This window comes from Kitasatospora sp. NPDC101183, from assembly GCF_044767945.1.
GTDB lineage: Bacteria > Actinomycetota > Actinomycetes > Streptomycetales > Streptomycetaceae > Kitasatospora.
On sequence record NZ_JBIWOW010000012.1, the window covers coordinates 181,628 to 192,241 of the forward strand.

A 10,614-nucleotide genomic window follows, 5' to 3' on the forward strand; every position below is an offset into this window, starting at 1 on the left:
GAGCCCCGAACGAGACGGTCCTCACCGCTGGAACAGCGCCCCCCGGCTCCGCCGCCGCCCCGCCCGTACGTCCTCCTCCGCCGGCCCGGTCCGCATCCGCAGCCGGATCTCGGCGCCGCCGAGCACCGCCGAGCGCCCGAGCGCGAGGTCCCCGCCCGTGGACTCGGCGAGCTTGCGGACGATGTCCAGGCCCAGCCCGGTGGAGCCCTCGCCCCCGTCGCCCTCGCCGCGCTTGAGGGCGGCGGCCGGGTCGGAGAAGCCCGGTCCGGCGTCGCCGACCAGGACGACCACCGAGCCGCCGGTGGCCAGGACGTCCACCGAGAAGGCGGTGCCGACGGCGGTGTGCCGGAAGACGTTGCCGAGCAGCGCGTCCACCACGGCCGCGAGGTCGGCCCGCTGGACGGGGACGGGCGCCGGGCACTCGGCGCCGGCCAGCTGCCAGTGCCGCCCCTCGTCCTCGGCGAGGGCGGACCAGAAGCCCACCCGCTCGCGGATCACCTCCCCGGCGTCGCAGCCGACGGCGACGGCGGGCTGGGCGTCCTCCGGGTCGCGCCGGGCGGAGCGGATGATCTGGTCGACCTCCCGCTCCAGTTGGGCGACGGCGTGCCGGGTGGCGTCGGCCGCGTCCCCGTCGCCGAGCGAGGCGGCGTTGAGCCGCAGCACGGTCAGCGGGGTGCGCAGCCGGTGCGACAGGTCGGCGGCCAACTCCCGCTCGGCGGCGAGGAGTTGGACGACCCGGTCGGCCATGGCGTTGAACGCGTGGGCGGCCTCGCGCAGTTCCTCCGGGCTGTCGGCGGCCTGCTTGCCCTCCAGCGGCACCCGTACGGTGAGGTTGCCGGTGCCCAACGACCGTGCGGCGGTGGCGAGTCGGCGGGCCGAGGCGACGATCCGGGCGCCCATCCGGTCCGCGACCAGCACCGAGATGGCGACGAGCCCGAGCGCGACGCCGGAGAGCACCAGCCAGGCGGTGACCACGCCCCGGGTGAGGTCGCCCTCGGCGACGAAGACCTCGACCACGGCGGTGCGGCCGGTGTCGACGGCGACGGGCTGGAGCAGCACGTAGCCGCCGGGCACGGCGACGGTGAAGGCCCGGCCCTGCAGCCCGGCGGTGGAGACGTCCTCGGCGGCCGCGCGCACCACCCCGATCGTCGGCCCGTCCGGCCCCCCGCCGACGGCGGACCCGGCGCCGGAGCCGCCCCCCGCGGGCGTCCCCGGCAGCACCGCCGCGCCCGCCGGCACCGGCAGGTGGACGGCCATCCGCCGCTGCCCGCCCGCGTCCGTGCTGGCCAGCGCCCGGTTGATGGCGTCCTGGTCCGTGGTGATGGCCAGGGCCGGCCCGAGCGCGGCGGCCTGCCGCTCGGCGGCGGTGAAGGCCCGGTCCCGCGCGGTCTGCTGGACCATCAGGCCGAGCGGGATCAGGAAGGCCAGCGCGACCATGGTCGTCCCGGCGACGGCGGCCTTGACGAAGGCCCAGCGCAGCGAGCGCCCGAACCTCCTCATGCCCGGTGCTCCGCGAGCCCTCCGGCGACCTCCAGCCGGACCCCGACGCCCCGGACGGTGTGCAGGTAGCGGGGGCTGGAGGCGGTCTCGCCGAGCTTGCGGCGCAGCCAGGACAGGTGGACGTCGATGGTCTGGTCGCCACCGTAGGTCTGCTGCCACACCTCGGCGAGGATCTCCTTGCGCGGCACGACCACCCCGGGCCGGCGCGCGAGGAAGGCGAGCAGGTCGAACTCACGGCGGGTCAGGTCCAGTGCCCTGCCGTCCAGGGCGGCCTCGCGGCGCTGGAGGTCGATGGCCAGCCCGCCCACCCGCAGCACCTGGGTGGCGGGGGCCGCGCCGCCGCCGAGCCGACGCAGCACGGCAGTCATCCGGGCGCTCAGGTGCTCCCCGGAGAAAGGTTTCACCAGGTAGTCGTCGGCGCCGTCGTTGAGCAGCCGGACGATCTCGGCCTCGTCGTCGCGCGCGGTACAGATGATCACCGGCACGTTGGTCAGCCCCCGGATCATCTTCAGCGCCTCGCTGCCGTCGAGATCCGGCAGGCCCAGGTCGAGGATCACCAGGTCGCAGCCGACCTGGGCCACCTCGCGCAGCGCCTCCAGAGCGGTGCCCACGCTGCGGACGGCGTGGCCGGTGTCGGTGAGGTGCCGGATGAGGGCGGAGCGTACGAAGGGGTCGTCCTCGACCACGAGCACTGTTGCCATGGCCCTGCACGGTACGCCATCGGCGCTCAGTGGTCTGTACCTCGGGTGGTACCACGTGCTCGGACCTGCCAAGGTTCAACTCCCATGGGTCACAACAGGACTGCGTCACTTCGGGGGTGCGGGTCCGCCCCGGCCCCCCGATGGGGCAGGATGTCCGCACGATGCGCAACGGACTGGTACAACTCGGCGCCTGGGTGGCGGCCACCGGAGCTGCGGTGCTGCTGTCCTGGCTGGGGGTGCACGCGGTGATGAGCGGCGCCGCGTTCGAGCGGCCCACCGCCCTGCCGCTGCCCTCCCCGAAGCTCGCCGGCGCCCCCCAGCCGGCCACCACCGCCCCCACGCCCGACCAGGCGCGCACCACCACCCAGACCGCCTCCCCCGCCCCGGCCACCACCGCGGCCCACGCCCCGGCCCCGGCCACCCCGACGCCCGTCCGCCGACCGACGCCGACCCCCACCCCGACGTCCACCGTGCAGAGCTACCCGATCCCCGGCGGCCGCGTCGCGCTGGACCTGCGCCCGGACAAGGCCACGCTGGTCTCCGCCGTCCCGGACCCGGGCTGGCAGATGAAGGTGTGGAACGGCGACATGTGGATGCGGGTCGACTTCATCAGGGACACCGAGGCCAACTCGGTGTTCGTCGCCTGGAACGGCCACCCCCCGATCGTGGAGACCGCCGTCCGCTGAGCGGCCTCACCACCGCCTCACCACCCGCCTCATCACGGCCCCACCACCGCCTCACCACCCCGAGAACGGCACGTACCCCGGCAGGTACGGCCCGGCGTACCCGCTCCGGTCCACCAGCGTGTGCCGCGTCCCCCCGGGCACCCCGATGGCGGCCAGCACCACCGCCCCGTAGGAGTCCCGCACCTCGTACGGCTCGGCGAGCGACAGCGCGCCCCGGTCCACCGCGTAGTCGTAGGCGTACGGGACGTCCGCCACCCCCACCGCGAGGTCCAGCACCCCGTCCCCGTGCCGGGCCAGGTGCGCCGCCAGCTCCCGCCCGCGCGGCCCGATGACCTGCACCAGCGAGGTGAGCACGATCCGGGTCCCCGGCGCGGCCAACACGTAGGAGACGGTCTCCGGCTCGCCGGTCTCGGGCCCGGCGTACGCGACGCAGCGCAGCCCGAGCGCGGCCCGGTAGCGGCGGGCGGCCCGCTCGGCGTCGCCGACCACGAACACCACCGCGTCGGCGCGGCCCGCCCGCAGCACCCCGGGATCCCCCGGGGCGTCCGGGACCCCGGGGGCCAGGAACCCCGCGGCGATGTCGGCGATGTCGGTCATGGCGGCCTCCCGGTCGGCGTACCTCCCGAGCGGCCGGAGCAGGGGCTGCACGGGGTCGTGGCTGGAGGGTGGCGCCGGGTCGACCACCGCGCAACTGTTCCGTTTCATCCTGGTCAAGCTGCGCGCCCGGGCGGGAGAATCGGCGGCGCAGCTGTACACAATGCCCACCCCAGGACGGAGCGACGATGTCCGCCACCCACCCCCCGAGCCCACCCGGCCCGGCCAACTCCCCTGCCCCGCAGGTGTCTTCGCCCGCTCCCGGCGGCAGCATCAACGACGCGATCGACGCCCTGGACGGCCGGCTGATCCGGCTGCTGGCGGAGGAGCCCCGGATCGGCGTGCTGGAGTGCTCCAGACGCCTCCAGGTCGCCCGGGGCACCGTGCAGGCCCGGCTGGACCGCCTCCAGGCCAAGGGCGTCATCGGCGGCTTCGGCCCCGAGGTCGACCCGGCCGCCCTCGGCTACCCGGTGACGGCCTTCGCCACGCTGGAGATCTCCCAGGGCCAGGGCGCGGACGTCCGGGCGCACCTGGCGAGCGTGCCGGAGGTGCTGGAGCTGCACACCATCACCGGCGCCGGGGACATGATGGTGCGGATCGTGGCCCGCTCCAACGCCGACCTCCAGCGGGTGATCGACCGGGTGGTCGGCTTCGACGGGATCGTCCGCTCCTCCACCGCGATCGCCCTGGAGAACCCGGTGCCGTACCGCATCCTGCCGCTCGTGGACCAGGCGGCCGCCGAGTAGGACGGTCCCTCGGGCGGTATGCGCCGATTCGGCAGAGGCACCGCCCCCCGACTCCCGCAAGATCAACGTATGAACGTTCTACTATTCGTCATGTCGTCACGCCACCGGCTCAAACCCGTGCCCCCCGCGTCCGGTCACCCCGTGCCCCCCACCGTGACCCACGCATGAGCAGCACCGTCGCGGCCTCAGCCGCCCCCACCCTCATCGCCTCCGCCCAGCGCGCCCTGCGCCTGCTGGAGGCCGCCGCCCGCTACCCCAAGGGCGCCACCGCCAAGCAGCTCGCCCGCGACACCGACCTCGCCCTGGGCACCGCGTACCACCTGCTGCGCACCCTGGTCCACGACCGCTACCTGGAGCGCTTCTCCGGCCACTACCGGACGGGCCCCGCCGTCGCCGGGCTGGTCCGCGAGGAGTGCCCGGCCACCGGGCGGGCCCGGCTGCGCACCCTGCTCACCACGCTGGCGGACGAGTTGTCCGCCGCCGTCTACTTCACCTGGTACCGCGACGGCGAGGTCGAACTGGTCGACGCGGTCGAGGCCCCCGGCGCCCCCATGGTCGACCCCCGCCGCTACCGGGCCGGCGCACACGCCCACTCGGCCGGCAAGACCCTGCTCGCCCTGATGTCCGCGGACGAGCGCCGCGACCACCTGGCCCGCCACCCGATGATCCCCTTCACCCGGCACACCCTGCGCGACCCGGCGGACCTCCCGCTGCTGCCGCGCCAGGGCACCCGCCGCGGGACGCCGATCACCCAGTTCCAGGAGTACTCGCTGGGCACGGCCGGCGCGGCGGTGCCGATCGTCGCGGGCAACGGCATCGGAGCCGTCTCGGTCTCGCTGCCGATGGCCCAGGCGCACCGCCTGGCCGGGATCGCCTCCCAGCTGTGCGACCGCCTCGGCGACGACTTCACCTCGGCCGCCTTCGGGTTCTGACCGCCCCGCTCCCCCGGCAGGGCAGGCCGGGAGAGCGGGGGCGGACGTGCCTCAGCAGCTCGGGACGCTGCCGCCGCTCTTGAGCGCCTCCAGCGCCGAGACCGCCTCGGCGAGCGTGCCCACCGGCACCAGCCGCAGCGTCCCGGGCGTGTTCACCTTGGCGTCCGCGCACTCGTCCTTGGGCAGCAGGAACACCGTGGCCCCGTCCCGGGCCGCGGCCTGCGTCTTGAGCGGGACGCCGCCCACCGCGCCGACGGTGCCGTCCTTGTCGATCGTGCCGGTGCCCGCGATCTTCGCCCCGCCCGTGAGGTCACCGCCCTTGCCGTCGCCGGCGAGCTTGTCGACGATCCCCAGCGCCAGCATCTGGCCGGCGCTCGGCCCGCCGACGTCCCCGAGGTCGACCTTGACCTTCACCTGGGCCGGCGACAGCTTCAGGTAGCCGAGCGCGGCCGCGGTGGCGCTGTCCTGGGAGTCGGCCATCTGCTGGGCCGTCACCTCCTCGGCCTTGGCCGGGTCGCCCTGCGGGTACACCGTCTCGGTCGGGCGCACGGCCTCGTGCGGGTCGAACCAGGCCTGGAGCGCCCGCCAGAGCTTCGTCCGCTCCCCCGGGTTGGTGGCCGAGATGGTGACCATCCGCAGCTCGCCCTCGGTGGTGCGCAGCGGCGCCCCGGTGACGGTGAGCACCGGCCGGTCCTGGTAGCTGCCCAGGGTGTCCGCGGTCAGCCCCGGCCAGGTGAGGGTGTACGGGAGCGGGACGAACGCGGCGACGCCGAACAGCGCGGTCACCAGCGCCCCGCACACCGCCAGGGTGCGGGTGCGCGGGGAGGTCAGGGCCTTGGGTGGCTTGGTCTCGGACACAAGGGGAATCCAAACACACCCGACGGGGTGGGCGGGCGCTACCGCAGGGCGTCGGCGACCTCGGTGGCCGCCTCCACCACCCGGGGGCCGACCCGCTCGGGCACCATCCCGTTGAGCATCACCACGCCGACGCTGCCCTCGATGCCGCTGAGCCCGATCAGCGCGGCGGCCGCGCCGCTGGCCCCGGACTGCTCCTCCGCGCGGGTGATGACGAAGCCCTGCTCGGGCCGCCGCTGGCTGGGGAAGCCCCGGGCCTCCAGGATCGCCCGGCCGGCGGCGCTCTCGGTGAGCGGGTGGCGCAGCCCGGTGCGGTAGGCGACGTGGAAGTCCGTCCAGCTCGGCTCGACCACGGCGACGGCCAGCGCCTCGTTGCCGTCCACCAGGGTGAGGTGGGCGGTGGCGCCGAGGTCCTCGGCGAGGCTGCGCAGCGCGGGCAGCGCGGCCTCGCGCAGCAGCGGGTGCACCCGGTGGGCGAGCCGCAGCACGCCGAGGCCGACCCTGGCCCGACCGCCGATGTCCCGGCGGACGAGGCCGTGCTGTTCGAGGGTGGCGAGCAGCCGGTAGACGACGGTGCGGTTGACGGCCAGCCGGGCGGCGAGCTCGGTGACGGTCAGTCCGCGTTCGGAGTCGGCGAGGAGCTTGAGGACCCTGACGCCACGGTCCAGGGTCTGGGAGGTCTCGGCAGTCACGACGGGCAATCCTTTCCGCGGCGCTCGCGGGGCGGGCGGCTCCGGTCCAGAGGTCGGTGTCGCGCGCAGGCGGGGTGGCCGCGCTCGGACCGTACGGATGTCGTCCTTGACGCCCGTGCGGCCCTGCGGAGCCCGTCCCGCGGGGGTCGCCCGGCGGAAGAGCGTGGGGGAAAGGTAGTGAAGGAAATGTCGGGACGGAAGTGGTTGTCCAAAATTCGGGCGTGATCAGCGCCAACGCCTCGGCAAAACCGGGACGAACCGGGGCGGATCACCCTGCCGGTCCGGCCGCGCGTTCGGACCCGATCCGAAAACCGGACACATCGGGCAGGGCGAGCCGGAGGTCACCGGAGGTTGCGCGCGACCGTCCAGAGCAGGGCCGTGCCGAGCACCGCCGCCGTGCCGCGCCGGCCGAGCGGCGGGCTCCAGCTGCGCCCGGCCAGCCCCTCGCGCAGCCAGGTCAGGTACATCAGCGCGACGAGCGGCAGCGAGAGCAGCAGCAGCGCGTTGTCGTGGAAGGCCGCCGCGAGGTCGCCGTGCAGGAGGTCGTACGCCATCCGGGTGCCGCCGCAGCCGGGGCACTGCAGGCCGGTGACGCGCCGGAAGGGGCAGAACGGCAGGGCCTGCCCGGGCAGGTGGGGGTTGCGCGACCAGAGGTACGCCGACCCGGCCACGCCGCCGAGCAGGGCCGCCAGCGGCAGGCCCGCGGTGCGCAGGCGGGCGGGCACGGCGAGGCCGCCCCGGCCGGAGCCGGGGCGGCCTGCGTCGTTCGGGGTGCGCACGGTCAGCCGCGCAGCAGACGACCCTGGGCGTCCGTGCGGTCGTTGCTGACCAGGAACATGATGCCGTCGATCAGGGCCCAGATGCCGAAGCCGCCGCAGGTCAGGAGCTGGGCGATGCCCATGCCGATGTGACCGGTGTAGAAGCGGCCGATGCCGAACCCGCCGAGGAACAGCTGCAGGATGCCCGCAACGATCTTCGACTTGTCCGAGTAGCCCGGGTGACCCGGGTACTCCTGGCCCGGGTACGGCTGGCCGGGCTGAGGGGGGTACGTCACGTTCGCTGCGCTCCTTGAATGACATGTCCGGCGTGGCGCGGGACCGCTGCCGGGTGGCGTGATAGGCGGAACACTAGCCGAGCGAACTGACGTGCGGCCTTCATCAATCCCGCACATATATCAAAATGTCATGTCACGTTTCGGCATACCGAATTGCCCCCACCGCCCCGCGGGCCCGGCCATGACCGTCCGCCGGGGAATTCTGACGGACCGTTACTTCGCCGCCCACTCCCGGATGCGGACGATCCGCGCCTTGAGCTGGTTGGCGGTGGCCTGCGCGGTGAGCGGCCCCCCGCACTCGCGGCGCAGCTCGTTGTGGATGGTGCCGTGCGGCTGGCTGGTGCGGTGGTGCCAGGCGGCCACCAGCGCGTTCAACTCCTTGCGCAGCTCCCGCATTTCCTGGTGGGTGACGACCGGCCGCTGCTCGGCGGGCATCTCCAGCAGGTCCGCCTCCTCGGCGGGCTTGGTCTTGCTGCGCTGGATCTGCCGGTGCTGACGCTTCTGCAGCAGCATCTGCACCTGGTCGGGTTCCAGCAGGCCCGGGATGCCGAGGTAGTCCTCCTCCTCCTCGCTCCCCGGGTGGGCCTGCATGCCGAACTCCATCGCGTTGTACAGCACGCGGTCGAAGACGGCGTCGGAGCCCAGCGCCTCGTACGAGAACTCCTCGCCCCCGGCGCCGTCCGGCCCGTCGTTGGCCCTCTCGGCCTCGGCGAGCAGCCGGTCCTCCTCGTCGAAGAGGCCGTCGCCCTCCTTCTTGGGCCGGTCCAGCACGTGGTCGCGCTGGACCTCCATCTCGTTGGCGAAGCCGAGCAGCATCGGGATGGTCGGCAGGAACACCGAGGCGGTCTCGCCGCGCTTGCGGGCGCGCACGAAGCGGCCCACGGCCTGGGCGAAGAACAGCGGGGTGGAGATCGAGGTGGCGTAGACGCCGACGGCCAGCCGGGGCACGTCGACGCCCTCGGACACCATGCGGACGGCGACCATCCAGCGCGAGGTGCCCTCCGAGAAGTCGGAGATCCGCTTCGAGGCCTCGGCCTCGTCGGAGAGGACGATGGCGACCTTCTCGCCGCTGATCTCGCGCAGCATCTTGGCGTAGGCGCGGGCCACGTTCTGGTCGGTGGCGATGACCAGGCCGCCCGCGTCCGGGATGGCCTTGCGGACCTCGCTCAGGCGCCGGTCGGCGGCCTGGAGCACGGCGGGGATCCACTCGCCCTGCGGGGAGAGCGCGGTGCGCCAGGCCTGGGCGATGAGGTCCTTGGTCATCGGCTCGCCGAGCCGGGCCTCCAGCTCGTCGCCGGACTTGGTGCGCCAGCGCATGTTGCCGCTGTAGCTGAGGAAGATCACCGGGCGGACGACGTGGTCGGCGAGCGCGTGCCCGTAGCCGTAGGTGTAGTCGGCGACGGACTTGCGGATGCCGTCGCTGCCCGCGTCGTACGCGACGAACGGGATCGGGTTGGTGTCCGAGCGGAACGGCGTCCCGGTCAGCGCCAGCCGCCGGGTGGCCGGCTCGAAGGCCTCGAAGCAGGCCTCGCCCCAGGACTTGGAGTCGCCCGCGTGGTGGATCTCGTCCATGATCACGAGGGTCTTGCGGGCCTCGGTCCGGTTGCGGTGCAGCATCGGGTTCACGCCGACGCCCGCGTAGGTGACCACGATGCCGTGGTACTCGCGGGACAGCGGCCCCGAGGAGTACGCCGGGTCGAGCTTGATCCCTATCCGGGCGGCGGCCTCGGCCCACTGCTTCTTGAGGTGCTCGGTCGGGGCGACGACGGTGATCTGCTGCACGAGGTGGTTGTGCAGCAGGTACGAGGCCAGGGTGAGCGCGAAGGTGGTCTTGCCCGCGCCCGGGGTGGCGACCGCGAGGAAGTCGCGCGGCTGGGTCTCGATGTACTTGTCCAGCGCGCCCTGCTGCCAGGCCCGCAGCTTGCCGGCGGTGCCCCAGGGGGCGCGGCCGGGGAAGGCGGGCGACAGGTGGTGCGAAGCGGCGGGGGCGGCATGGCCCACCGACCTGACGGGCGCCTGCGAGTCAGGCGCGTCGGAGAACAGCGGCATCGAGGAGGCGGCGGCGGTACTCACGGGCTCCGAGGGGGATCATCGCAGGTCAGAGGCGTTTTCGAGGCCCCGCCCCGCGGTCGGTCGGCGGTCGGACAACCCGCCCAGCCTACCGGCCCGGCGCCGTACGGGCCTCCAGGCGGCCTCCCGCGCCGGGCCCGGGCGGCCGGAAATCGGTGTGACCCGGATCACAGGGAATCACTCGCCGAACCGGGTAATCACATCCGCTCCCACCGCTCTCACCAGTGCGAGGCCGCCCCACCCCACCCTGCCCTCCCGGCCGCGCAGCAACGAAGGGACCCACCCGTGCACCACTCCGTCGAATCCGTCGAAGAGACCGTCCAGGCCCGCCTGATCCTCTCCGCGCAGCGCTCGGCCCGGCTCCGGGTCCTCCTGTCCTACCTCCCCGAGGACCCCCTCGCCGTCCACATGGCCTTCCCCGCCGAGTTCTCCCTCGACGGGGACGCCACCGACGGCCCCGACGCCGCCGACATCGTCTGGGTCTTCGCCCGCCAGCTCCTCGCGGCCGGGCTGGAGCTGCCCTCCGGCGCCGGCGACGTCCACGTCCGGCCCGCGGTCGGCCGCCGCACCCTGGTCGAGCTGCGCGCCCCGGAGGGCACCGCGCTCATCCAGTTCGACTCCACCGACCTGCGGCGCTTCCTGTGGCGCAGCCGCCTCGCCGTCCCCGAGGGCGAGGAGCACCTGCACCTGGACGCCGACCGCGCACTGGCCGAGCTGCTCGGCTGACGGCGGTACGGCGTCCGGGAGCGCCCCGCGCTTCCGGCCGTCCCACCGCCACCGCCCA

The 10,614-nt window shown here is 74.2% G+C and carries 12 protein-coding genes; 4 read left to right on the plus strand and 8 right to left on the minus strand.

Features of this window, described 5'->3' with window-relative positions; genetic code table 11:
* Positions 1 to 21 precede the first annotated feature (21 nt).
* Together ACIRRS_RS18920 and ACIRRS_RS18925 are read right to left on the minus strand one after the other, a co-directional pair.
* On the minus strand, positions 22 to 1,500 hold the full coding sequence (locus ACIRRS_RS18920) for a sensor histidine kinase (RefSeq protein ID WP_402971972.1): 1,479 nt from the start codon (positions 1,498 to 1,500) through the stop codon (positions 22 to 24).
* Positions 1,497 to 2,201 (minus strand): response regulator transcription factor, encoded by a 705-nt coding sequence (locus ACIRRS_RS18925; RefSeq protein WP_402971974.1) that lies wholly within the window; start codon positions 2,199 to 2,201, stop codon positions 1,497 to 1,499. The genes ACIRRS_RS18920 and ACIRRS_RS18925 overlap by 4 nt, the downstream gene beginning before the upstream one ends.
* Positions 2,202 to 2,362: 161 nt before the next feature.
* Here ACIRRS_RS18925 and ACIRRS_RS18930 point away from each other — a divergent pair, with 161 nt between their 5' ends.
* Positions 2,363 to 2,887, plus strand: coding sequence for a hypothetical protein (locus ACIRRS_RS18930; protein ID WP_402971976.1), 525 nt, complete (start codon positions 2,363 to 2,365; stop codon positions 2,885 to 2,887).
* Positions 2,888 to 2,938: 51 nt separating this feature from the next.
* Here the strand turns inward: ACIRRS_RS18930 and ACIRRS_RS18935 are convergent, their stop codons facing one another.
* On the minus strand, positions 2,939 to 3,592 hold the full coding sequence (locus tag ACIRRS_RS18935; RefSeq protein WP_402971978.1) for a VOC family protein: 654 nt from the start codon (positions 3,590 to 3,592) through the stop codon (positions 2,939 to 2,941).
* A gap of 77 nt (positions 3,593 to 3,669) precedes the next feature.
* On the opposite strand from ACIRRS_RS18935, the gene ACIRRS_RS18940 reads away from it, so the two are divergent.
* Positions 3,670 to 4,227 carry an Lrp/AsnC family transcriptional regulator gene (locus ACIRRS_RS18940; protein WP_402971979.1) on the plus strand — a complete coding sequence of 186 codons (558 nt, stop codon included), beginning with the start codon at positions 3,670 to 3,672 and terminating at the stop codon, positions 4,225 to 4,227.
* 164 nt (positions 4,228 to 4,391) lie between these two features.
* On the plus strand, positions 4,392 to 5,159 hold the full coding sequence (locus ACIRRS_RS18945; RefSeq protein ID WP_402971981.1) for an IclR family transcriptional regulator: 768 nt from the start codon (positions 4,392 to 4,394) through the stop codon (positions 5,157 to 5,159).
* A 51-nt stretch (positions 5,160 to 5,210) separates the two neighbouring features.
* On the opposite strand, the gene ACIRRS_RS18950 is transcribed toward ACIRRS_RS18945, so the two are convergent.
* The 5 genes from ACIRRS_RS18950 to ACIRRS_RS18970 all read right to left on the minus strand — a co-directional run bounded on the left by ACIRRS_RS18950 (position 5,211) and on the right by ACIRRS_RS18970 (position 9,809).
* The gene (locus ACIRRS_RS18950) at positions 5,211 to 6,017 is read right to left on the minus strand and encodes a S16 family serine protease (RefSeq protein ID WP_402971983.1); all 807 of its coding nucleotides are present in this window, start codon (positions 6,015 to 6,017) and stop codon (positions 5,211 to 5,213) included.
* A gap of 38 nt (positions 6,018 to 6,055) precedes the next feature.
* Positions 6,056 to 6,706 carry an IclR family transcriptional regulator gene (locus tag ACIRRS_RS18955; RefSeq protein WP_402971985.1) on the minus strand — a complete coding sequence of 217 codons (651 nt, stop codon included), beginning with the start codon at positions 6,704 to 6,706 and terminating at the stop codon, positions 6,056 to 6,058.
* 341 nt (positions 6,707 to 7,047) lie between these two features.
* The gene (locus tag ACIRRS_RS18960; RefSeq protein ID WP_402971987.1) at positions 7,048 to 7,485 is read right to left on the minus strand and encodes a DUF2752 domain-containing protein; all 438 of its coding nucleotides are present in this window, start codon (positions 7,483 to 7,485) and stop codon (positions 7,048 to 7,050) included.
* Positions 7,486 to 7,487: 2 nt separating this feature from the next.
* Complete coding sequence (locus ACIRRS_RS18965; RefSeq protein WP_402971989.1) at positions 7,488 to 7,760, minus strand: TM2 domain-containing protein; 273 nt, start codon at positions 7,758 to 7,760, stop codon at positions 7,488 to 7,490.
* A 213-nt stretch (positions 7,761 to 7,973) separates the two neighbouring features.
* Positions 7,974 to 9,809 (minus strand): DEAD/DEAH box helicase, encoded by a 1,836-nt coding sequence (locus ACIRRS_RS18970; RefSeq protein ID WP_402972081.1) that lies wholly within the window; start codon positions 9,807 to 9,809, stop codon positions 7,974 to 7,976.
* A gap of 306 nt (positions 9,810 to 10,115) precedes the next feature.
* Between ACIRRS_RS18970 and ACIRRS_RS18975 the strand changes: the two genes are divergently transcribed.
* The gene (locus ACIRRS_RS18975; RefSeq protein WP_402971991.1) at positions 10,116 to 10,556 is read left to right on the plus strand and encodes an SsgA family sporulation/cell division regulator; all 441 of its coding nucleotides are present in this window, start codon (positions 10,116 to 10,118) and stop codon (positions 10,554 to 10,556) included.
* Positions 10,557 to 10,614 lie beyond the last annotated feature (58 nt).